General features: G+C 51.7%; 35 protein-coding genes and 1 tRNA gene. 11 read left to right on the top strand and 25 right to left on the bottom strand.

Annotated features, from left to right (window positions below):
- The first annotated feature begins 57 nt into the window (after nt 1–57).
- Complete coding sequence (gene argR / locus OK412_RS07530; protein WP_413629121.1) at nt 58–519, top strand: arginine repressor; 462 nt, start codon at nt 58–60, stop codon at nt 517–519.
- A gap of 55 nt (nt 520–574) precedes the next feature.
- On the opposite strand, the gene OK412_RS07525 is transcribed toward argR, so the two are convergent.
- The 10 genes from OK412_RS07525 to OK412_RS07480 all read right to left on the bottom strand — a co-directional run bounded on the left by OK412_RS07525 (nt 575) and on the right by OK412_RS07480 (nt 5,023).
- Nucleotides 575–754: a DUF826 domain-containing protein gene (locus tag OK412_RS07525; protein WP_264352966.1), complete on the bottom strand. Its 180-nt coding sequence runs from the start codon at nt 752–754 to the stop codon at nt 575–577.
- Between the two features lie 99 nt (nt 755–853).
- Nucleotides 854–1,471 (bottom strand): class I SAM-dependent methyltransferase, encoded by a 618-nt coding sequence (locus tag OK412_RS07520; RefSeq protein WP_264352965.1) that lies wholly within the window; start codon nt 1,469–1,471, stop codon nt 854–856.
- Nucleotides 1,455–2,318 carry a hypothetical protein gene (locus OK412_RS07515; protein WP_264352964.1) on the bottom strand — a complete coding sequence of 288 codons (864 nt, stop codon included), beginning with the start codon at nt 2,316–2,318 and terminating at the stop codon, nt 1,455–1,457. The genes OK412_RS07520 and OK412_RS07515 overlap by 17 nt, the downstream gene beginning before the upstream one ends.
- Nucleotides 2,315–2,857: a hypothetical protein gene (locus tag OK412_RS07510; RefSeq protein WP_264352963.1), complete on the bottom strand. Its 543-nt coding sequence runs from the start codon at nt 2,855–2,857 to the stop codon at nt 2,315–2,317. Before OK412_RS07510 ends, OK412_RS07515 begins: the two co-directional genes overlap by 4 nt.
- 67 nt (nt 2,858–2,924) lie before the next feature.
- Complete coding sequence (locus OK412_RS07505; RefSeq protein WP_264352962.1) at nt 2,925–3,236, bottom strand: hypothetical protein; 312 nt, start codon at nt 3,234–3,236, stop codon at nt 2,925–2,927.
- Nucleotides 3,233–3,439: a hypothetical protein gene (locus OK412_RS07500; RefSeq protein ID WP_264352961.1), complete on the bottom strand. Its 207-nt coding sequence runs from the start codon at nt 3,437–3,439 to the stop codon at nt 3,233–3,235. The genes OK412_RS07505 and OK412_RS07500 overlap by 4 nt, the downstream gene beginning before the upstream one ends.
- A gap of 49 nt (nt 3,440–3,488) precedes the next feature.
- Nucleotides 3,489–3,917 (bottom strand): lysis protein, encoded by a 429-nt coding sequence (locus tag OK412_RS07495; RefSeq protein ID WP_264352960.1) that lies wholly within the window; start codon nt 3,915–3,917, stop codon nt 3,489–3,491.
- Nucleotides 3,918–3,952: 35 nt separating this feature from the next.
- On the bottom strand, nt 3,953–4,351 hold the full coding sequence (locus OK412_RS07490; RefSeq protein WP_410009787.1) for a lysozyme: 399 nt from the start codon (nt 4,349–4,351) through the stop codon (nt 3,953–3,955).
- Nucleotides 4,344–4,655, bottom strand: coding sequence for a phage holin family protein (locus OK412_RS07485; RefSeq protein WP_264352958.1), 312 nt, complete (start codon nt 4,653–4,655; stop codon nt 4,344–4,346). The genes OK412_RS07490 and OK412_RS07485 overlap by 8 nt, the downstream gene beginning before the upstream one ends.
- A complete protein-coding gene (locus tag OK412_RS07480; RefSeq protein ID WP_264352957.1) occupies nt 4,655–5,023 on the bottom strand; it encodes a phage holin family protein in 369 nt (122 codons plus the stop codon). Before OK412_RS07480 ends, OK412_RS07485 begins: the two co-directional genes overlap by 1 nt.
- Before the next feature lie 226 nt (nt 5,024–5,249).
- On the opposite strand from OK412_RS07480, the gene OK412_RS07475 reads away from it, so the two are divergent.
- Nucleotides 5,250–5,552, top strand: coding sequence for a hypothetical protein (locus OK412_RS07475; protein WP_264352956.1), 303 nt, complete (start codon nt 5,250–5,252; stop codon nt 5,550–5,552).
- A gap of 20 nt (nt 5,553–5,572) precedes the next feature.
- Here OK412_RS07475 and OK412_RS07470 read toward each other — a convergent pair whose 3' ends face one another.
- A complete protein-coding gene (locus OK412_RS07470) occupies nt 5,573–5,791 on the bottom strand; it encodes a YdfR family protein (protein ID WP_264352955.1) in 219 nt (72 codons plus the stop codon).
- Between the two features lie 171 nt (nt 5,792–5,962).
- On the opposite strand from OK412_RS07470, the gene OK412_RS07465 reads away from it, so the two are divergent.
- Nucleotides 5,963–6,145 (top strand): type II toxin-antitoxin system HicA family toxin, encoded by a 183-nt coding sequence (locus tag OK412_RS07465; protein ID WP_124890676.1) that lies wholly within the window; start codon nt 5,963–5,965, stop codon nt 6,143–6,145.
- Nucleotides 6,146–6,190: 45 nt separating this feature from the next.
- Nucleotides 6,191–6,604, top strand: coding sequence for a YlcI/YnfO family protein (locus tag OK412_RS07460; protein ID WP_124890677.1), 414 nt, complete (start codon nt 6,191–6,193; stop codon nt 6,602–6,604).
- Nucleotides 6,605–7,318: 714 nt separating this feature from the next.
- Here the strand turns inward: OK412_RS07460 and OK412_RS07455 are convergent.
- The 13 genes from OK412_RS07455 to OK412_RS07395 all read right to left on the bottom strand — a co-directional run bounded on the left by OK412_RS07455 (nt 7,319) and on the right by OK412_RS07395 (nt 14,842).
- The gene (locus OK412_RS07455; RefSeq protein WP_264352954.1) at nt 7,319–7,624 is read right to left on the bottom strand and encodes a hypothetical protein; all 306 of its coding nucleotides are present in this window, start codon (nt 7,622–7,624) and stop codon (nt 7,319–7,321) included.
- Nucleotides 7,625–7,878: 254 nt separating this feature from the next.
- Nucleotides 7,879–8,676 (bottom strand): antitermination protein, encoded by a 798-nt coding sequence (locus OK412_RS07450; RefSeq protein ID WP_264352953.1) that lies wholly within the window; start codon nt 8,674–8,676, stop codon nt 7,879–7,881.
- Nucleotides 8,673–8,978 (bottom strand): Ref family protein, encoded by a 306-nt coding sequence (locus OK412_RS07445; protein ID WP_264352952.1) that lies wholly within the window; start codon nt 8,976–8,978, stop codon nt 8,673–8,675. The genes OK412_RS07450 and OK412_RS07445 overlap by 4 nt, the downstream gene beginning before the upstream one ends.
- On the bottom strand, nt 8,963–9,358 hold the full coding sequence (locus OK412_RS07440; protein WP_264352951.1) for a hypothetical protein: 396 nt from the start codon (nt 9,356–9,358) through the stop codon (nt 8,963–8,965). Before OK412_RS07440 ends, OK412_RS07445 begins: the two co-directional genes overlap by 16 nt.
- A complete protein-coding gene (locus OK412_RS07435) occupies nt 9,340–9,933 on the bottom strand; it encodes a DUF1367 family protein (protein WP_264352950.1) in 594 nt (197 codons plus the stop codon). The genes OK412_RS07440 and OK412_RS07435 overlap by 19 nt, the downstream gene beginning before the upstream one ends.
- A 63-nt stretch (nt 9,934–9,996) precedes the next feature.
- Complete coding sequence (locus OK412_RS07430; RefSeq protein WP_264352949.1) at nt 9,997–10,185, bottom strand: hypothetical protein; 189 nt, start codon at nt 10,183–10,185, stop codon at nt 9,997–9,999.
- Between the two features lie 744 nt (nt 10,186–10,929).
- Nucleotides 10,930–11,079 carry a type I toxin-antitoxin system Hok family toxin gene (locus OK412_RS07425; RefSeq protein ID WP_264352948.1) on the bottom strand — a complete coding sequence of 50 codons (150 nt, stop codon included), beginning with the start codon at nt 11,077–11,079 and terminating at the stop codon, nt 10,930–10,932.
- 533 nt (nt 11,080–11,612) lie between these two features.
- The gene (locus OK412_RS07420; protein ID WP_264352947.1) at nt 11,613–12,152 is read right to left on the bottom strand and encodes a hypothetical protein; all 540 of its coding nucleotides are present in this window, start codon (nt 12,150–12,152) and stop codon (nt 11,613–11,615) included.
- Nucleotides 12,153–12,170: 18 nt separating this feature from the next.
- Nucleotides 12,171–12,542: a hypothetical protein gene (locus OK412_RS07415; protein ID WP_264352946.1), complete on the bottom strand. Its 372-nt coding sequence runs from the start codon at nt 12,540–12,542 to the stop codon at nt 12,171–12,173.
- A 2-nt stretch (nt 12,543–12,544) separates the two neighbouring features.
- Entirely contained in the window at nt 12,545–13,123 is a 579-nt protein-coding gene (locus OK412_RS07410; protein ID WP_413629118.1) for a replication protein P, read from the bottom strand.
- Nucleotides 13,011–14,051, bottom strand: coding sequence for a DnaT-like ssDNA-binding domain-containing protein (locus tag OK412_RS07405; RefSeq protein ID WP_264352944.1), 1,041 nt, complete (start codon nt 14,049–14,051; stop codon nt 13,011–13,013). The genes OK412_RS07410 and OK412_RS07405 overlap by 113 nt, the downstream gene beginning before the upstream one ends.
- A gap of 154 nt (nt 14,052–14,205) precedes the next feature.
- Nucleotides 14,206–14,628: a toxin YdaT family protein gene (locus tag OK412_RS07400; protein WP_124890689.1), complete on the bottom strand. Its 423-nt coding sequence runs from the start codon at nt 14,626–14,628 to the stop codon at nt 14,206–14,208.
- Nucleotides 14,600–14,842: a Cro/CI family transcriptional regulator gene (locus OK412_RS07395; RefSeq protein WP_264352943.1), complete on the bottom strand. Its 243-nt coding sequence runs from the start codon at nt 14,840–14,842 to the stop codon at nt 14,600–14,602. The genes OK412_RS07400 and OK412_RS07395 overlap by 29 nt, the downstream gene beginning before the upstream one ends.
- Before the next feature lie 82 nt (nt 14,843–14,924).
- Between OK412_RS07395 and OK412_RS07390 the strand changes: the two genes are divergently transcribed.
- Nucleotides 14,925–15,332, top strand: a complete 408-nt coding sequence (locus OK412_RS07390) for a helix-turn-helix domain-containing protein (protein ID WP_264352942.1) — start codon at nt 14,925–14,927, stop codon at nt 15,330–15,332.
- Between the two features lie 183 nt (nt 15,333–15,515).
- Nucleotides 15,516–15,770 (top strand): hypothetical protein, encoded by a 255-nt coding sequence (locus OK412_RS07385; protein ID WP_264352941.1) that lies wholly within the window; start codon nt 15,516–15,518, stop codon nt 15,768–15,770.
- On the opposite strand, the gene OK412_RS07380 is transcribed toward OK412_RS07385, so the two are convergent.
- Nucleotides 15,751–16,041, bottom strand: coding sequence for a hypothetical protein (locus tag OK412_RS07380; RefSeq protein WP_264352940.1), 291 nt, complete (start codon nt 16,039–16,041; stop codon nt 15,751–15,753). The genes OK412_RS07385 and OK412_RS07380 overlap by 20 nt on opposite strands.
- A gap of 96 nt (nt 16,042–16,137) precedes the next feature.
- Between OK412_RS07380 and kil the strand changes: the two genes are divergently transcribed.
- The 5 genes from kil to OK412_RS07355 all read left to right on the top strand — a co-directional run bounded on the left by kil (nt 16,138) and on the right by OK412_RS07355 (nt 20,819).
- Nucleotides 16,138–16,278 carry a host cell division inhibitory peptide Kil gene (gene kil, locus OK412_RS07375; RefSeq protein WP_124890694.1) on the top strand — a complete coding sequence of 47 codons (141 nt, stop codon included), beginning with the start codon at nt 16,138–16,140 and terminating at the stop codon, nt 16,276–16,278.
- Between the two features lie 78 nt (nt 16,279–16,356).
- Nucleotides 16,357–16,677, top strand: a complete 321-nt coding sequence (locus OK412_RS07370; protein ID WP_264352939.1) for a hypothetical protein — start codon at nt 16,357–16,359, stop codon at nt 16,675–16,677.
- A 63-nt stretch (nt 16,678–16,740) separates the two neighbouring features.
- Nucleotides 16,741–16,820, top strand: a tRNA-OTHER gene (locus tag OK412_RS07365).
- A gap of 100 nt (nt 16,821–16,920) precedes the next feature.
- A complete protein-coding gene (locus OK412_RS07360) occupies nt 16,921–19,758 on the top strand; it encodes a PD-(D/E)XK nuclease-like domain-containing protein (RefSeq protein WP_264352938.1) in 2,838 nt (945 codons plus the stop codon).
- The gene (locus tag OK412_RS07355; protein WP_264352937.1) at nt 19,755–20,819 is read left to right on the top strand and encodes a RecT family recombinase; all 1,065 of its coding nucleotides are present in this window, start codon (nt 19,755–19,757) and stop codon (nt 20,817–20,819) included. The genes OK412_RS07360 and OK412_RS07355 overlap by 4 nt, the downstream gene beginning before the upstream one ends.
- Nucleotides 20,820–20,850 lie beyond the last annotated feature (31 nt).

The raw sequence follows: 20,850 nt of genomic DNA, 5'->3' as shown, positions 1-20,850 counted from the left end.
AAGAAAGTATCGCTTCAGAATGCTGGCATAACTTAATGAGAGCCCAAAACATTAATAATTCAGGGACAAAACATGAAACATCTACTTGAAAAGGCTTTTTTAGAAATTCTTCGAGAAAAAAAATGCTCCTCTCAGACTGAGATTGCAGATGAACTTAGAAAAGTAGGGTTCTCTGGTATCAATCAGTCAAAAATCTCACGGATGCTTGTGCGGGCTGGCGCAGTCAGAAATCGCAATGCTAACGGTGAGCTGACGTACTGTCTTCCCTCAGACATGACAACACTTGCTGTTTCAAGCCCGCTGAAAAGTCATGTTATTTCAATAGAATGTAATGCACACATCATTGTTGTTCATACAAGTCCAGGCGCAGCTCAGCTCATAGCCAGAAGTCTGGATTCACATGGTAAACGCGCTGGAATTCTTGGTACGATTGCAGGGGATGATACTGTATTTGTTACCCCGACCAGAGGAACCGATATTCATAAACTGGCAGAGGAGATTAAAGGAAAATACCTGTAATCTCCGGCTGTGCTATGAAATATCTTATGATATTTGCCAGCGTGGGCCGTGCTGTTTATTCAGCTCCAGAGTCAGTATTTCCCCCCAGAATATCCACCAGCGCAGTATCGACGGCGGCGTCAATCTGCGTATCCAGATCGGACGTAAACTGTGCTTTTACTGCGGTAATGACCGCATCTGATTTCAGGGCTTTTTTCACCAGGTCATCGGTGAAGATATCTTTTACTTCCGTCATAGCTGCCTCCTTCGGTTGGTTATGGCTGAACAGCCATTGTGTAATCCACATGGTCAGTTCCTTGCTGAGTGAATAAAAAACCCCGCTTAATGGGCGGGGTCAGGTACGGCGGTGGAAGGCGTAACTGCCTATTCCTTCTCTGCCAAGTGCGGTTTCCATGGTGTTGTGCTCGATGCAGTCAAAGCCCTGACCGTCAAACCAGCGAACCAGGCCGTCGTGACTCCAGTACCAGATATGCTCCAAGGGTTTGTAGTGGCGCGATCGCAGCAGATGTTCTGCGCCAGTAAAAATCGGTACAGAGACAAAAACCCATTCTTCTGCTTTCGCAACTGCCACATCAGGCCGGTCAATGTGTTCCAGCGCATCCCAGAAGCTGAGAGCACGATAATGCTGTGCATAAAGGTCTGCCCAACGGCCCCGACTTTTCAACCATTCAATACCATGCGGATTAACGTCATAACCCTGGGTATTGGGCCTTGCTTCCACAAACTGGCCAGCCCCAATCCCCACGTCCAGCAAAGGGCCCGTATAATGACGCGCCACCAGCTGAATACGTGCCAGGGTCAATGCCCGCCCCATCGGGGTATCTGCAAGAGCGCAATAATTATCGAAATAACATGCATTGTAATGACGATCATCGGGCACTGGGTAATATCCCATACCCAGCGCGGGCAGCCAGACCAGCCCGTTTTTCAGTTCATCAGAGAACGATTTCATGCAACCACTCGTTAAGTTTTTCGTCAAAATTGCTGATGCGCCGGTCACAGTCGTGATTTGCCTGGTTACAGCGACAGTAGTTATCAGGGATAGCCCAGCGCACTCGGCGTAAATCCATCTCTGAACAGGTGAGAATTTCTGGCGCGTTATGGCCTCCGCGCCCGCCGGCCACCACAAACAGCGGCCTACCGTACGCAATCGCCATCGGGATGGAAAAGCCTACCGGACTGACCACACAGGCAGCATGCGCATACAGACTGCAGAGCTGCGTGAGTGTCATTTCACCATGGTGCAGCTTCAGGTCGGCTTCCGGTTCGTTACCCACGATCCACTCCACGCCCGGCACGGTATCGGCCACGCTCACCATGAAAAAGTGCTGGCGCAGCATCTGTGCGGCGCGGACGAGATAATCAGGATCAGGATTGCGCGAGGCGCTGGCCCACTCTATACGCACGGTCGCAGGCCGGATAATGGCGACAGGTCTATCCACCGGGATCCGCGGATGCAGATCATTAAACTGCGGCAGGTCGAACAAAAGCGAGCCATCCACAACAAACTGGTGCCTGAACGCCGGGATTATGCCGCCGTTGGCCAGGTCGTTCGGGCCATATCCTATACGCTTTATCACGCCGCCGCGTGGGGCCGGATGGTAAGCGTAACGGGTGCGAAGCTCGTTTTTTTCCTGCGTCCGGAGGTGCGTACCGCTACGCACGCATTTTATATCGAGGCCCCGATACAGCTCAGGCCAGCAGGTGCGTACATAAGCGCCGGGAAAATGGCGCAGGAACGGGCGCTGGTAAATAGAGTCACCCAAGCCCAGCATGCCCTGAAAATAATACTGCGTCATAAAACCTCTTCGGGTACCACGCGCGGGAAGCAAGTCAGCGACGTGTGGCGCGAACAATTGATGATGCTGACAGACGGCAGGCTGTTCACCAGACGCTGAAATTCACCCTGCCAGCGCCGGATGCTTTCGCCGTCGGGATTTTTCAGGTCCTCAGGATGATTGCCGTGCCAGTGTGCGCCGTTCTCCAACGAGCAGTCGTAGCCCAGCAGAATGATCCGATCAGCGCCGAGGTATGCCGCCAGCTGAATGGCGCGCTGGCCGGAGTTAAATGAATCATTATCCGGCGCCCTGAACATGTTAACGCCGTAGCGCAGGTGCGCCCGGCCGCTGACCGTCCAGCGCTTAGCAGAGGTTTTCAGCGTGCCGTGGTATTTATCCCACCAGCTGCAGTCGGCGGCAAAAAGGTGATGGCAGTCAGGTGCCAGTCCGATGCTGGAGTTAACGGCGATGACGGGGTGTCCGGATGACATTGCCAGGCGGCAATCACTGGCAGTCAGCGACGGGCCACTGGCGATGCAGATCAAAGTTTTTACCTGCATTGGCACGCTCGCATTAAAAAGCCTCACCAGTTGATGAGGCTTCGCAGGGTACATATTAAAAGGAGGTTTAATCGAATATGAGACTTAGTGCCTGCTCAAAATCATCGGCTTTTTTTTGCTCAATATGTGGTATGCCATTGAGCACAAAATACCTGCATGAACCATCAATATCAGAATTCCCCATTGACGCAAATTTCGGCAGTAATACATTTTCATACCACGCAATTTGCTGGTCTGCCTCGGTGCTTCCGCAATAGTTTGGAATTGTCTGTGAGGTAAGAACAACGCCGACAGACCATTCATGCTTATTAATCTCAAAATTTATGAGGAAATCAGCTATAAAAGTTCGTGGCTCAAGCCCTGACAATGATGCTTTCACAACCAGCTCATGATAAGTCGCATCAAACCCCTCGCGGCGCTCAGTAACGGTAAACCTTTATCACTGAAATAATTGCGAGCTTTATTAAGGTACTCCATGGCTAGTGAAGGCAGTATCGCAAAATGGCGCTCTGCACGGTTGTTAAGATATTCTTTTTCTTTGGCCTTCAGTTCTGCAAGGCGCATCTGTTTGGCAAGAGACATATTAACCCCTTCAAATGTAGGTGAATGTACTTTACTGCTGCATCCCTGCCTATTTCAAACACTGGGTGCGGACAAACTCCTGCAAATACTTCAGTTTTTCCCGATCGCGGATGATGCCGGCGCGGATATCAAGAATGTTTTGTCGAGAATCTCCAGCGAGTTCGACGGCGGCTCCATCGCCCATGCCGCCGGAGCCTGCCGCTGTGCCGGTATCGGACACGTGGCATTTTGCGCGGACATACATCCGGCGAGTACCAGCGGCAAGCTGGCGGCGAAGAGCATCATTTTCAGATTCGGCAGCACTGAGCGCCTCCATATGGGTTTTGTCGAGCGCGGCCAGCTGCTGCTGGCGCAGGTTAATGTCGGTGATGGTGGCGGCCTGCTGCTTAACTACCTTCTGAGACTCATTGGCAGTTTGGCGCCATGCAAGGGCTTTATCACGGTAATGGTCAGCCGCCCAGCCCAGTGCAAGAGCCACTACAAGCATCCCGGTGGTAAAGTAAGTCCGCAGAGTCATGACAGGAACAGCATCTTTTCTGCAGCCCTGCGTTTCACAAGACCCGGCAGTTTTCGCCCACCGGCATTTACCCATTTGCCGAACTCATCAGCCGCTCCGGCATAATCTCTGGCGTTCAGTTTTTGCAGTAGTGTGGATTTGATGAAGTTTCCTGAGCCCAGATTGAAGATGAATGACACCAGCGCGTCGAACTGATTCTGGCTGAGTGAAACATTCACGTCTGCACTAAGGGTCAGTTCCGCAACAAGGCAGTCCTCTTTAAGCCATGCTTCTGCTTGTTCTGCTGTGCAGACATCACCGGTGATGACACCATGAGTGTGGCCGTAGCCGATAGTGAGCACCCCCGCCGGGCAGAGGTAGGCCTTCGTTTTTAATCCCTCAAACTTTTTAATCATGTCGAGACCCCTCTGACTTACTTTCACGCGCTTTTCCTTTCAGCAGATGACCAGCGTTGCCGCGTGCCTGACAGACGGTAACGCACAGCAGGAGGTTTATCAGCACCTCCGTCCAGTCGGTATAAGCATATTCGCCCGTCAGCACCCGGATGGTGACAGAGGCTGTCATGACGGTAAGCAGCCAGGCAAACCAGGCTACACGCCGATTATGCGGTAATTGACCTCGACGGAATGTCAACAGCCGTAAAGCGGTAACACCACAGATGATGGCGTTAGCGTTAAGCAGAAAGGTTTCGTATGTCATCAGCCACCTCCGCGAAAACGTGACAGCAGCGACGGGGCGTCTTTACTGCTGAGTGCCATCAGGATGCGGACCACTGCCGCAGATGCCACCAGTGCACCTATGGGCATATCTACTGCCGTGTTATGTGGGGTTACAGCTTCAATCAGGCTGGCGGTAAAAGGTGCGGCCACCAGGCCTGCTGCAAACGACAGTGCCCCGAGGAACAGACGCCAGCAGAGGCTGAAATCACTGGCGGACGCCACGAATATGGCCGCCCCGGCGAACGCACCGATAACGGTCGGGCCGTCGAGCGGGCCAAACAGACTCACGAGGGTTACGCCGGTTACCGCTGCCGTGGCAACGCCGGTGCCGGTTACGGGCTCGGTCACATTGATCACTCCGGAAAAGAAAAAGCCACGCGCCAGCCGTGCGCAAGGTGCGCGATAAGGTGCTGGTCGTGGCTTTGGTTATGGGAAATACAAAATTACATGACGTACGTCATCAGCCCTTGCTTTGACCTTAATACAATTTCATTTCAGCCCGTTCGTGTTTGGGACACGGACAAACTTCAGTTTAGAGAGATGGCTGATAACTCTCTGATAAAGGAGAATAATTATGGAAGGACTTGATTTCATGAAGCCCTTAAGCTCTCAGCTTGATAAAGTATTGCCTCATCTGGTAGGGCAAAAAGAAGTGCTGGATAATGTTTTGCCTTATTACCTTGCTGTTGCTGCAAAACTCTCTGGCAAAAACACAGATGAAATTTTCGGTTATAACATCAAAGCACTTGACGCCGTGTTTGGCTCATCAAAAGCCGGTAAAAACCATAAGGAACTTGCCGAATCAGAATATGCGTATCTTGTCCATGCTAAGACTCGGGAAATTTTTGATAAATTACCAGGCAATGATGAGTTGTAACAAAGCAGGATAGACACTGCTTATAATTGAGAGGCAATATCTTTGAGCAACCCGGTTGCTTTAGTAATTGCCTCTTTTTCATAATATGAAAGTGATTCACCATCCACTTTTTCAATACGGCAACTCAGTGTCAGTATTTCACCAAACGCGAAACCCCTATAGCGCAGAGAAACGGTTGCATTAACCGACTGCCCTTCACTTTTTAAACAGGCCACAGCTAATTCATAATCTTCACTCACTTCAATTCCTCTCCATTGCGCTGGCCCGCCGCAAGATTACAGGCCAGGCGCTCTAACGCCTGAAGTAATAAATCTGTTTCGCAAGAAAATACACACGATACACATAACCCCATTGCAAATCATGTGTACTGTGTGTATGATCATCACATCAGTTAACGAGACGGAGGAAGATTGAAGAGTTCGGAACTGATAAAGCTGTTAGAGAAAAATGGCTGGCAACTAGACAGAGTGAAAGGAAGTCATCACCAGTTCAGCCACCCGGATTTCACTAACATAGTAACGGTTCCGCACCCTAAGAAAGATTTGAAGACTGGTACAGCTCACCAAATCATGAAGGATGCGAAACTTAAATAATCAGGAGCCGCCCGCAAGGGCGCTCTTTATGCGTGAGGTGAATACATGTTGTATTACGGCGTCGTTGAAATCGACCACGACAAAACAGCCAGCGGTTACTTCCCCGGCATTACCGGCTGTATTTTCGCAGGCGATAATATGCGAGAAGCACTGCAGGATGCAGAGTCGGCGCTTAACGCTCACTTTGAGCTGATGGCCGAAAAGGGTCTTTCCATTCCTGAAGCGAATGATATACCCGATATCGATTCAGGTGATTACGGTGAGAGTGGCCTGAAGGTGGTGATGATCTGCGTTGATATCGATATCACCAAATATCTCGGCAAGTCAGAGAGGATCAACATCACCATGCCGCATCTGCTGATTGAGAAGATCGACAGGGCTGTGGGACAGGACTCCCGCTATACCAGCCGAAGCCAGTTTATTGCAGAAGCTGCACGCAAAGAACTGTCTCACCGCTAATCCTCTTTTCCTTCGTCTCGGGCCGCACATAGCGGCCTTTTTTTATTATCCCTGACGCAAACGCGGTAATTTCCTTGCTCGCGAACCACAGGGATAATCTGGTGCAAACTGGTGGTAACGATCCACCCTCTCAACCTCTTCAGGGAAGCGCTAATCCTTCTCGGCTAAGTTTGCATAACTGGCGGGCAAGGCAGGCTTCGAACCCGCGACATCCTGATTACAGGTCAGGCGCTCTGCCATCTGAGCTAAACCGGCGAATTCAGAAACAAAAAAAGACCCACCGCGAGGTGAGCCTTTGGCTGCTTACAATTGTGACTAAAGGAGTTGCTGCGGTGCCGGGTGCCTCCCGGTAGGTCAGAAAAGCCAGAACCTGACCTGTCCGACACAGGCTATCGCTTAGAGTTATGAGCAACTGGCTTGGCCCCATCGCATAGAGGGATTCACCGCAGCAGAAAGATGCTAACCATTCTCAATTAAACAATGAAGCAACCAGCCCGTGGTGGCCTGTGCTAATTTGCGGCGTAGTGATATGCGCTTTTCTATAGTGCAAAACCGAAAAAACCCGCACAACGGCGGGTTTTGAAATTTTTCTGTCGCCTCAAACCAGGGATTTCCGAGGAAAACGCACACCGATTCACTTTCGGGCTCTAAAAAATTAGTGTGGTAGTAAAGCTTACTCTGAGTACTGTGTGGCAACAGTAGTCCTGCACATAATTAATGCTGCACTTCGATTTGTTTCCATCCCCTACGATACATGCAATCCTTAACAAGGATATCCCGACTACTTTCGTTGGCATCGCTTGTTGAATAGCTTGTATCTGTGGTTTTAGTTTTTTTATCTTTTGAAGTGTATCTGTCAGTTATCTCGTTATCAGGCGGCAAATCTTTAAGAGCCTGTGCTTTGCATTGAGTCTCAGCAATATCCTCCTGATGTGGATCGGCCCCATCTTTAACCCATTTATACTCTACGCACCCTGTAAGACTGAACATAAACAGCACAAGCATCACTTTCCTTTCCATGAGAGCCTCTTCATATCAGTAATTTATGAGGTTCATCTTAGGGCAATAACAGGTCGGCGACAACGCCCCCTGTATCCCGTGCCTGCCGCGTATAACCCACTGGCTCCGGCATCATGAAGGTCACTTTTCTGAAGGGCAGAAACAGAAAAACCCCGCCTAAGCGAGGTCTTAAATCTTAGAGGGAAATGATGATTAGCACGCAAAAAACCCATCATTAGAGTAAATCTAGCCAATTCTGCCCACTTTTGCAATCACTATTTTGTCACTCGCATTAATTCACGTTCTGCATAACTCTCTTCAATGTGGCAAACCTCAATGAGCTGTTCAAAAAGAGGTTTAAAATTACGTTGCCAGGTAGTTTTCGGAATTGCCAAAGCACTGTAAATTTCAGCCTCGCACAGACGTAAATATCCGCGACCGTTGCATTTATCGCAATCTTTCATAACCGGTACACCCTGTATCTCGCTGGTTTTACGGTCCAGTACCTTTCCCCGCCCATGACATCGGCAAGAATGATCAACCGAGCCCTTACCATTGCAGGTTTTACACAGCACACGCACCTGCTCCCGACGCTCTTCACACACTTCCCAGTAAGAAGGGAATACCCCTTTAGTCGTACTCGCCCATTTGGGCGGCTTGCCATCAGGATGTGTCACTTTAGTGGTGAATACCTGAGCATTAATAAAGCCGCCTCCATCGCAATCCACGCATGGTTTTCTGCTGGCGGCGCTGCGTGAATAGTCTTCAAAAGCATAGCGGCCTATGGCATGAAAAAAATGCTCCTGGGAGTCCACGCTCATTTTTTTTACCGCCGGGAGGCTAATGGCTTTATTGCGACAATACTCTGTGAGGTAAGAAATGGATAAATCTGGCCCCATAACGCCAACTTTTGCGAGATAGAGCTCGAGCCCCACTGCTGCTCTGCTCGAGGTCATGCCCAGCGCAGCCATAACCTCGGTAATGCACAATGATTCCCTTGCGGTCGCTGCCGGACTGTCAGAAATCAGCGTAGATTTCGGAGAAAAATATTTCGCTACTGCTTCTAATTTCATTCTTTGTTTCCGCTCAGGAGTTGACTAACCTGCACAAGCAGGCCTTCTTCGGTACCGTAAATCTCCTCCCACATCTTTTGCCCGGCATGAATGGCCACGCCGTAACCGCCGGTCCGGTGGTGAGGAGGACAAAGAGGAATTGTTCGATAGTGGCTGGCTCGCTGCCCCGTTCCGCAGCCTGCACGAAGGTGATGGATTTCAGCCGGACTGAATACGCCGAGCTGCTGGCGGCAGACGATGCAACCGAGTTCGGCGACGCGCTGCAGGTGATTACGTTCTGCTTTGGTCACAGTTCGAGACATTGCTGACCTCCGCCGGTGACAAGCCGATCCCATTTTTGAAAGTCGGTCGGGTTGCTAACCCAGTGCGCTGCGCGGATAGTGGCGGCCTGTTCCGGAGAATGGATGATCCGCCGGTTATGCTCAGGCAGATTCGCCACGCAGGCCGGGCAGTAATCCACGGTTTCAACGATGCAGCCGCCGCGACGCCAGCAGATGTGCATCGTGCTTTTGAGAGTGGCACACTGGCGGCACATCGGCGCATCGCAGGTGTAGGGTTCGAACGGTGAGATGCATTCCGGCTGGTGCTGGCTCGGGGGATAGCCCAGATGGCCATCACAGAGCAGCGTTGCCGGAGCGCCGCAGAAGATGCAGGATTGTTTTTTTATGCTGCATACTCCCAAAGCTGAGCCGCAGCGTTTTCTGCTTCCTGATGTGAGCTGAACGGTCGGTTAAGGATGTGCAGCCACAGAACATTGAGAACAGCTTTATAGACTTCGCGGAACTCTTCTTCTGACATGCTGGCGAATGAAATGGATCGCGCCTCGCGGCGAATAGTGCCATCAGGAAGGATGAATTCGTCATAGAAGCCAGCGGTCATGACCGCCCATTTGCGGTACGCCTCAAAGGATTTAACCAGCACCACACTTTCAGCGCACTGGTGCCCTGCGCGCGCAAGCCAGACATCCAGTGTTTCATCAAGAATATTCTGTTGGCCGGTCATCGATATCAGGTAATCGACGTAGCCGCGCAGAAGCCGTTTCTCGGATTCGCTGACTGCACCAGCGATCGGTATCCAATACTGAAAGCCCAGATTGAGCAGGGAGAAGAAGAGTTTGTGGAAGCGGTAATTACGCGCCTGGCGTAGGTCGCAGTTAAGCAGAACGCCAGGTCTCAGACGGCGCACGAAATCGCTGGCCTCGGGAGTTGCCGGAGTCAGTGTCTGTGGTGCGGATTTTACAAGGTATAACTGTGCCATCAGTCTCTCCGGTGGCACAGTGGTTACTCGGGCTGTTCAGACCCGGTGAGTATTATAAAGAGGCTATTCGCCTGCGTCCAGGACCTGAATGCCCGCTCTTTCTGATGCCACCTTGATCATATTCAGACTGGCAACGAACTCATCATTTCTCAGTACAAATCCCCAGGCAAAGCTACCATCTTCATTTCGATAAATGATAACTGGCCGGGTGCTTTCTTTGATTTCAGGGATAAGGTGATCAGGAATAAACACAACTCACCTCGCCAGATATTTGAGCAGCCGATACAAAATTCATTATTACCTCAGAGTTATGCTCTGAGGAAAATCGTCCTGACTTCCCCAGACCTGCATCCGTGCAAAAATGAAAATCCCGCGAAATCAAACTTACCCCCATTAGAGGCAGAGCCATCTTTTAAGCGCTTTCTCTGAATTTGTAAATTGACCTGAATCAAGCAAGGATAACGGTTGTAAAATCACAATGCTTTTGCTAAACAGGGGATAAACAGATGTAACCCATTACAAGCATAATGGCCTGGTCTGACCAGATTAGTTTATAACACCGGAGATTCACCCTGCACCTAGCTATCGCAATTATTAAAGACGAAATTCATCGCATTCAGCTGTCTTATGGAGAAATTGCAAATAATTCAGGGATTCCCCTCAACAGATTACGTAACATGCTGACTGGCCGAACTCCGGTATCGCTCGAGGAGCGGGATCTGATCTGCTCAGCAATCGGCGTATCGCCTGTAAATATTGTTATCCGACGGGGTGATCTGGCGGAAAGCAGCGATTATCTGGATCTGAGCTGGATGCCTGAGGGGATGCGAAAGTTACTGACTGAATTCTGCAGAACTCTGAAGTTTTCTCTGACAAAAAATGAGGTGGCTAAGCGATATGGGAATTCCCATATCGGACCAGTGACAGGATTGGGTGCATTGAGGCCAGCCGCAACAACGTAAAGAGTTGGCGGGGATTTCTCCCCGCCGGTTGCTCTTACTTAGATTCGTAATCCATGAATACAGCAACCTCCGTGTGGCCGGTTCGGATTCGGACCTCACAGAGGTCTTTTCTCATCACCAGTATGGCGGCCAGCGCCGCCCCTATAACGATGGTGGCGATCAGGATCGCCGTTTGCTGCTTCATGGTTGCTTCTCCTTGCCTTTCGGCGCGTAAGAGGCTACCTTTATGTTGTCTAGGCATAAAGATTGGGCCTCGAGTTGATTTATATCACTCGGGGCTTTTCTCTTTCTGCCGTCGGCAAATGCTTAAGGCAGAAAGCCTCAAGCACCCACAGCGATTATATCTCACTTTATTACTGTAGACACTGGGTTACGACTTCCCGCCAAGTGCTTCAAAGATTTCCTCTGCCAGCTCTTCACCATCTGCACAATCAACATGGCAGTGAGCGATGAACAGATCCCAGTTTGTCTTCTAGGAACTGGCGCACCGTCAGCGCCTGAAAATCATCAAGTTCGGACATAGGTTCCCCTCAGTTTTTAATATGACGCATCATAAAGAAAGCGAAGACTATAACTGCTACAAGAAAAGATAAAACTACGATCCCATGTATCATTTCGATACCTCCACGCACTATGTGATAGGGTCAGATTGCGATTATTCAATATCGAAACATTATGCTCGCGGAAAGCCCGCTGTCTTCAGCAGCGCCCAAGCGATCACACTCGCTCCCTGAAATACGCTACAGCGGCCTTTTTTCGGTTAATCTGACGCCTGATTGCCTCGAGGGATTCCAACCAGCGCAGCTCATTTTTAACCTGCTGCTTCTGTCGCCGGATCCAGCTCATGGTAGGGAACTCCTCCACATCCTCCGGTGCTGACCAGACAACCTTCAGTGGTGCTGGTTCTGGTTCTGGTGCTGGTTCTGGTTCTGGTTCTGGTTCTGGTTCTGGTTCTGGTTCTGGTTCAGAGGCTGCCACCTCTTCCCGCACTGATACAACCGCACCCGGTAAGATTTCCGGCTTAACTGGTAAATTTTCCTGCCGGACTGGTAAAACTGATAAAGATTGCGGCTTATGTGGTAATGATCCCGACTCCGCTGGCAGGCTCCAGTGCGCACCGTCTCTGTAAACAGCGCCCTCCTCCTGCAGCTCCCGAAGCATGTTCAGGGCATCCGGAGCATCAATTTTCATGATGGCCGCAAGCTCACGCGCTGTGGCTTTGCCGGTTCTTGACAGAATATCAGTCAGTTTTTCCATGAGATAGTTTCCTTCAGATCAGTGTGCCCGTGCTGCACGCAGCAGCCGGTCGAATTCGTTATATCGTGTGATGTAAGCCAGTTCGGCTTCGCTAAAGCGGATCGGCATCCGTGACTTACCCTCAGTGCTGCGTCCTGTTACAGCAGCGGACCGCTCATAAAATCTGTCGCTGACGCTGCGCAGACAGTAGGCCCGGTACTGACCACGACGTGAGGTTTCCATGCGGCAGTTGGGTGAGCCCTCCAAGGTCTTAAGCGCTACCCAGAGACTTTCCGGATCGTATTCCGGATGTGCTTTGCGCAGCAGTGCGTGCATATCCGGTACCGTCAGCGTTTTGCCGAGGATGATTTTTGCCAGCTCAGCGCCGGTGATTTTGTGTGAGGATTTCACGTTCAGTGTCTCCCTGATTTGAGGTTATCCGCACCGCCAGCATTTTCAGCGGCGGCTTTCTGTCGCCTGTACTGCTCGAGCAGAAGCTGCGCGGGCGTTGGGCCAGCCGGGTGCCGGGGTCTCTCAAGCTGCCTGCGCACTGGCGGAATCGAAAACCCGTTATTGACGTGCTTCTCCCACTTCGCCAGCAGCCTTGCCGCCAGCCTTTCGAGCTCGTGCTCAGTCAGCTGCAACTCCATTCCCGTGCGGCGCATCTCCGTACAAATCTGATATAAAACATCGTGCCGCCAGGGGAACAGGTCAGCCGAATCGTAGCGGTATGTTTCATTACGCCAGCGCCAGTACTCGCTCATCACGTCGCTGGTTTTGAGCCCCAGTACTGTTTGGCTATGCTCAGCCGCGAGCGTCACGAACTCGGCGAGATCAGGGGGCCATGAGTTACCAGCCGCACAACGTGCAATCATGGCGTTACAGATGTTCGTCATCTGGGCGCTGGTCAAATTCCCGACCTGGGCCATCCAGAGATCTGACGGTGCAGAACCGTTTTTGGTCGTCCACCGGCTTGAGTAGATTTCTCCCATGATCTCCCAGAATGCCCATGCCCTGTCCTCGAGCTCTCTGCTGCTCACGAGCTGCGCGGATTTTCTGAACGGCGGCGTTAGCGGTTGACCGAGAATTCGGCTCTGCATGTTTGGTACCTCGCGTATTGATTTTCTCTAAAGCTGCGCGCTGCAGCTGGGCTGCAAATTTCTGTTCCCACTGCACCTGATGAAAAAATTTACCTTCAGCCACCCAGTAAGCGATAAAGCTATTCAGGACCGGCTGCCAGTTCTGACGATTTATGCCTGCAGGTATGGCTCTGCCCCACAACGCGGCGTACCGCTCGAAATCGGGCGAAGGTTTCCAGCCAGGGAATAGCGAGAATTTACCCGTTGGCGGTGAAGCTGAATGCAAAACACCTGGCTGACCGGGATAGCCAGGGAGATTACTGGGAGGACTATTTTTGCCTGGCGGAATTTTGTTCACGCTATGTATGGGGTTTAGATCTTTAGGTTCCTCTGGGGGATTCCGGATCCCGTTTTTGGGATCGTTTAACGGAAAAAACGGGATCGTTTGGTCGTTTTTAATACACCCGCTTTCGGGTATATTCGGTTTAATCTCTCCGTTTTTGGGTTTGTTTAAACCCTCCCAGTTTTGGAAACATTCCCGTTTTTGGGTGTATTCCGCATCAGCTACACCCTCTTCCACACCCAGCAGGCGATAAACAGGGATCTGCCTGGTGCGTCCGCGCCGTTCGCCGGTATCCTCAATAAAACCCTGCGCAATAAGATATTGCAGACAGGTCTGGACCGTTTTTTTATCCAGCTCAGTCGCTTCAGCCAGCGCGGTAATCGAGGGGTAAGCCGTCAGATCTGCACCGCACATATCCGCCAGCCAGGTCAGAACAGCTTTGGCAGATGATCTGCCCGTCTTAACTCTTTTGGCCCACCGCATTGCGTCAAGACTCATACAAACCTCTTAAAACCTGCGATCGGACTCGTCGCTGTCGGTTGGCTGAAGTACCACGTCGAGCAGAATAAACAGGCAGCCGCCGATAAAGGCGACGCCCAGAACCATAAAAAACATTGTGACCAAAAGGCCCAGCAAATTGCCCATTAGCACCTCAATGAACAAGTAAGTTACCGGCAGGCCCGCTGCCATCCATACGATCTGACAACGCGATGATCGCACCTATCATGGCCTCCATTTCACGGTCGATACGCTCTTTGCGCATAACTAAGTCCCTGCAGGTCTCGGACGAATGGCTTCGCATTCTGGCCAACAGGAAAACCGGCATCGCCTTTTCGATCGCGGGTAGAAGCGCCTGAAGTTTCCGCTGACTAGCCGGCGACTCGCTTTCAGCCCATCGGTATATCTTCTGCACGTTATTGCCCTGCGCATTCGGGTGATCGCTGTGGTAAAGCAGACCGGCCATCCCGAGATCAAAATAGGCATCTGCTATGGCGTTCGCCGGTACTTTGCGGCCGTCAGCTGCACGAGCCCAGGCATATAGCGCATCACGAATGTGCTCGTGTTTGATTCTCATGAATCGGATCTCCATTCCGTTTGGATTTACGATGGGCGTCATAGATGCTGGTGTCGTAGTTCAGGGCGCCATTTGATGCGGACTGGAGCCTGGCCGCATGAGCTTCAGGAACTAATAAACCCCATTTATAGACCGACGGTGTTCTAACTCCCGCAGCTGCAGCCAAGCGACTTTTACTTTCCCCGAAAAAAATCAGGGCATCCTTTGTGTACATAAAACCCTCACTCAAGTTAGCCATAGCTAACAATTTATATGTTAACAATAGCAGAGTCAATTGGATTTAGCATTAGCTAACTATGGACATGAAAAAACTAACAATTGGCGAAAGAATAAGGGCTAGAAGAAAAGAACTGGATTTTACCCAGCGTTCACTCGCTAAGGCCCTGAAAATATCGCACGTATCAGTTTCTCAATGGGAGCGCGACGATAGCGATCCGACTGGGAAGAATCTCTTCGCCTTATCAAAAGTTTTGCAGTGCTCGCCCACTTGGATACTCTTTGGAGACGATAGTCAGCAGCCGGAAGAACCGCGTGAAACAGGACAAGTGCTCGACGAACGGCAGAAAGAATTACTGGAGCTTTTCGATGCACTACCCGAATCCGAACAGGATGCTCAGTTATCTGAAATGCGTGCTCGTGTTCAGAACTTCAACAAACTTTTTGAAGAGTTACTAAAGGCCCGTCAACGCGCTTCAAAAAAATAATCTGCCAATACAATAACATACCTCCCAAACGCGAATTTGTTAACCTTAACTAACAAATTCTGCTTGCCTGTATTGTTAGCTATAGCTAATATCATGTTCACCAACCACACAGTGGTTACTCAAAAACGTTCCGCTGGCCCGGCGTGAGGGCATTATGAGGAGAGGATGTTGAAAGGAAACTCAATGAAAAACGAAATGGTGGGGTTCGGTTCCTTTTGGGTACGCTTGATGAACGCCCACCAGAAAACTATCCAGCTCCCAAGTTCTCGTCAGGATGGAGGAAAAGGTATTCATAGCCCAGAGTACAAACATTCGCACCGTTTTGTTCAGCGAATGAACAAAACAGGCGGAATTCCGCGCGGCAAAGTTTATCCGAGGATGTTCCGCCTGGGTTATCGAAGTGAAAGCAGACTTGACCTTACCCGATCGACTCAATAAGCGGTAAAGGTGTCAATGCTTCGGCAGGAACCAGATGTTCTGGAAAGTAGTTTTTGGCGATTATAACCGATAACTTTTTGGCAACCACTGGTGATGGATTGTGATTAACCAACTGATTCACTGCTTCAGATAATTTAAACCAACCATCTTTTTCACAGGTATACATGTAACAGCTGACGGTATGTTTAGTAGACGGTGATACGGCACTGTGTTTCGAGACAATGGCATAGCCCCCACAAGCCGGACATTTTACTTCTTTACCTTTTTGCATAGTTAACTCCTTACTTGGTTTGAACTCCCCGTAAGGATATCCCGCCGCCCGGAGCGGAGATTTGATCTGAACCCGGGCACCTTAAAAGGAAGCTTTATGAAACTGACCAGACAGCAGGCGCTTTGTGCTGCGCGTAGTAAGGCAGCCATCGCAAAGTTTTTAGGTGATAAGAACATGTGGCGTGAAGCATTAAGACTTTATTTCTACGCCATCGGTGGTAAATCGCAGCAACACTAATATTTAATTTAAGCCACACCAAGGAAAACTATTCCGTTAATCCGGCAGGACCACACACATTTTAATTAAGGAAATATCATGAAATTAAGCACCGCTGGAATTCATCACGAATTATTAATTCAAATCCCGTTAATAAGTATTCTGCACATTTTTCAGGGTGGCCTTGATCTGGGCTATATCGCCGCAGAAACGACCATGGCGGGTGGAGGGAAATTTACCACGCTCACGCCTTTTACCAGCGAAGGCATGCTACCCGAAACGCTGTGCATAGACTGTGCTATCCAGGCATTGCTGCAGTACCGCGCAGGCAATAAGGACTTTCTGCCCTGCGACCGCCGCCCGCGCAGTTTCATCCTGGAGATTATCGCCACGCAAAGTTACGCCTCGCCGCTTCACTGATTTTCAGCTGCCCCGTTCGCGGGGCACTGCAACCGCGTGCGCATTATTCAGTGTTCAGGCGGTTGTGGTGTAGCTCAGCGGAAGCAGCGCCCGGCTTTGGCACAGGGTACGGGTGGTCGCCGGTTCGAATCCGGCCACCACAACATCATCCATTTTGCTGTGTGTAGTCCTTCCCCGCCGGTATAGCGGGGCTTTTTAAAGTGCACCGCTGGTGCCTTTTACAAAGCTTAATAAGGAGACGTTATGCAGACTTTTTCTGTTTTTTTGCGCCCGGAGGATCCCGCATCCGGGCTTCCCGAGTACGCCACGTGTGTTGAAGCGCGTGCGGCATGGCTTGCTAAATCCCAGGCTATGGCCATGCTCGATGAGTTTACCCCGGACAACGCTCATCAATACGCAGAACCGCTGGTCGGCGAAGATCGCCCCGGCCTGCCCCGTCCGCCCATGAATGTGCTCAGCACCGATTTTCTGAAAAAATACCCCTGGGATAAAGAAAACCATGTCTTCGCTGAACGCCCTCAGGCAGACAGTAAGCCAGTAAATTTCGATGCCCTTTCCTCAGAACAGAAAATGGCGGTCCTAGTGCGCCACGGCACCACTGACGTTGACAGCATGCAGCTCAAAGATGCGCTGCATCTGCTAAACGACGAGCGCGACACGCCAGAGGGTAGCATCACTGAATCCCTGTATCGCACGCCCGGCGTTGCCGCCATGTACCCGGAAGCAGTGCTCGGACTCATCAGCGAGCTGGGTAATCACTTTGACGGTGCTGACAACTGGCAAATGATGAAAGCCTTCAACGAAAAATGGCTCAAAGACCGCCGGGCCGCACGTAAGGAAAACAGTAAAGACATCACCACCCTGCGCACGGCATCAGGTTCCAGAGCAGGCGGTGCGGAGCCTACCGATCGCAACCCCAGCCTGAATCACGACTTTCAGTCACTCAACCTGGAAATTGCGCTGGGCCTGGTCGCCCGTTCGCAGGATTTTGACATTTATAACCTGCACACCGGCACTATCAACCGGGCGCGCGACATCATCAAACTGAAAGAAAAGCCTTTCCCTGCCTGGAGCGCTGCGATGTGCGCAACGCCCGGCATCCTGGATTTTTCCCGCGCCATGATTATCTACACCGTCAAAACCGCGCCTGATGATATCCACATGACGCCGGGTGCCCTGCAGACGTACATCAATAAAACCCTGACCGAAACCGACCATGCGAATCCGGATCCGGAAATTGTGGCCATCGCGTGCGGAAACCGGCCAGCTCAAAAAGGAGAGCAGCGTAATGAAGCCCAACAGAACCCGACAGGCGAAGAACACGTACTGGCTGATGCAGCGCAACCGGCTGGAACAGTGGAATCGCATACAGACAAGCCGGATGGCGCAGCGTCGGGCATGGCGAGCGTACCACCTGTAACAGAGCGCGCTGGTCCGTTTTATGCTCGCAATGAGGCTGGCGAGGTTAAGCGCGCCAATAAAGAAAAAGGTCTTCATGACCTGCTTAGCCAGGGTTATACCGAAATCACTAAAGATGAATACCAGAGTCTGAAGAACTCGCCCGCAGTCGAACCGAATTATCGGGAAACCGCAGAATCGTCAACCAGCACCGCACACGAAGAGCAACTGGCGGCCAACATTAACGGTGTGCAGATCGTCGAAACTGCACCCGGGAAATTCGGCATCGAAGCACTTCTGGCACCAGACGCCTCATCTGAGGGCGAAAAAACGGAAACGGTAACGCTGGAACCAAGGGAAACCAGTGCACCGGCGCCAGCCTTTCCTGCAGTGCTCGACTACGGACGCTATGAGGGCATCCCGCACGAAGTCTATCACGCAGCGAACGGCATCAGCAGCAGCATGGTGAAAGATGCGCGTATCTCCCTGATGTATTACCACGGCCGCCACATCACCGGCACCATTCCCCGCGACACCAGCGATGCACTCACACTCGGCACGCTGGTTCACACCCTGGCACTTGAGCCTGAAAACTTCGCAACAGAGTTTTCGGTGCCTTTCTCCCTGCCTGCAGGTGCGATCAGCACCACGGCTGAGATGAAAGCCATCATTGAGCAGCACAACGCCACTCTGGCGCCGGCAATCAGCACAGATGAAATTAAAGCCATGCTGGAGGCGCACAACCAGCAGTTGCCAAAACCCTTCACGATGGGCAGCAGTGCTGAAGAAACCGGCTTTCTCTATTCCAGCCTGCCGGAAGCATTCCGGCGTATACCAGAGGGTGAGAAGCATACCGGTACCGCCATGAAGGCATGTATCAGGGAATACAACGCCAGCCTGCTGGCACCGCTCAAAACTGCCGGAAGCCGTGACTACCTGCTTTCTGAACTTGAAAAAATCGCGCCTGAAAAGGCTGCTGAAGAACAGGCTAAACCCCAGCCATTCGGTACCAGCGGCAGTAAGGATGAGCTGGCAGCCATCGTGCGACAGATTGCGCCGGACACCGTTTTTGCCGACGAGCTGCGCGCGCTGTGGGAAAAAGAGAACAGCGGTAAGACGCTCATCACAGCTGAGCAATATTCGCTTGCCACCGCAATACAGTCTGCCCTGCTCAGCCATTCTGTCGCGTCAGGCTGGCTGCAGCATCCGCAGCGCCGGACGGAGGTAAGTTATTTCGGCATCGATGACGATACCGGCCTGGACGTTCGCGTACGGCCCGATCTGGAAATCGACGACGGGCGTGAACGTCTGGCCTTTGACGTGAAAACCGTCAGCCTGCCGCGGGTCAAGCAGGATAATCTGCGCTATCGCCTGCACCGCGAAATCATGGAGCGCGACTATCACCTCAGCGCAGCCATGTACTGCGACGTGGCCATGTTTGACCGGTTCTTCTGGATATTCGTTAACAAAGAGCCGGGCTATCACTGGGTTGCCGTGGTGGAGGCATCCGAAGACGAACTGGCGCTGGGACGTGCGGAGTACCGTCAGCAGCTGGCCGCCATACGCCGCGCGAAGGATACCGGCATCTGGCCGGCACCGGTGACAGAAAGCATCTATGACACCCTGACCAGCCACGAGTACGACCGGCTGAAAGTAATGATGGAAAACGGAGCAGCATCATGAGCAACGAACTGACCACAAAAAGCAGCACCGGTACCAACATCATCGACAGCATTTCTATTCTGACGAACGGCGAACTGTTCGATCGCATGATGATCGTATCCAAGGTAATGGCCAACTCCGGCGTTATCGTCCCGGCCCATTTCCGGGGAAAACCTGATGCCTGCATGGCCGTGGTTATGCAGGCCGCCCGCTGGGGTATCGACCCGTTCATTGTGGCTCAGAAAACCCATATCGTTGGCGACGCACTGGGCTACGAGGCGCAGCTGGTGAACACGGTGATCAACAGAATGGCACCGACAAAAGATCGCCTGCACTACGAGTGGTTCGGGCCGTGGGAAAAGGTTATCGGGAAATTTGTCGAAAAAACCTCTGCCAACAACAAAAAATACATTGCTCCGGGCTGGTCACTGGCAGATGAAAATGGCGTGGGGGTAAAAATCTGGGCAACACTCAAGGGCGAGACAGAGCCCCGCGTACTCGAGCTGCTTCTCAGTCAGGCCCAAGTGCGCAACTCTACACTGTGGGCCAGCGATCCCCGCCAGCAGCTGGCCTACTTGGGCATCAAGCGCTGGACCCGACTCTACTGCCCGGACGTGCTGGCAGGCGTTTACACCTCTGATGAGCTGGGCGAAAACGAGGCCCGCCCGGAAAAAGATATTACGCCGATCGCTGAGCCGATCGCGGCAGTGGTAACCGCCACCTCTCAGGCTGAACCAGAGCCTGCGGGCAACACTATCAGCGCGGAAGAGCTCGCCGCCGCACTTGGTCTGGCGCTTGATGAAGCCAGCACGCCCGACGAAGCAGCAAGGGTTGAAGAAAGGATCGCCGCTCACAAAACAGATCTGGGCAACTCGCTTCTTTTCACCCTGAAAGGAAAGGCACAAAAAAAACGCAGCGGTTTTCGCGCCATCAGGGTAATCAGTGATGCATTTGACGCAGTCACAGAGCCGGACGAACAAACACACCAGCAGCTGGTAACCCTCATTGAAAACCGCAAAAACGTTCTTCCGGATGATGAATATCAGCGCTTCACCATCGCTCTGCAGGACATTTTTGCCTGAACAACTTCGGCGGCCGCATGGCCGCCCTAAA

The organism is Pantoea sp. JV6 (assembly GCF_025910055.1).
In the GTDB taxonomy this organism is placed as follows: Bacteria; Pseudomonadota; Gammaproteobacteria; order Enterobacterales; family Enterobacteriaceae; genus Pantoea; species Pantoea agglomerans.
This window is presented reverse-complemented; position numbering and strand designations above follow the sequence as displayed.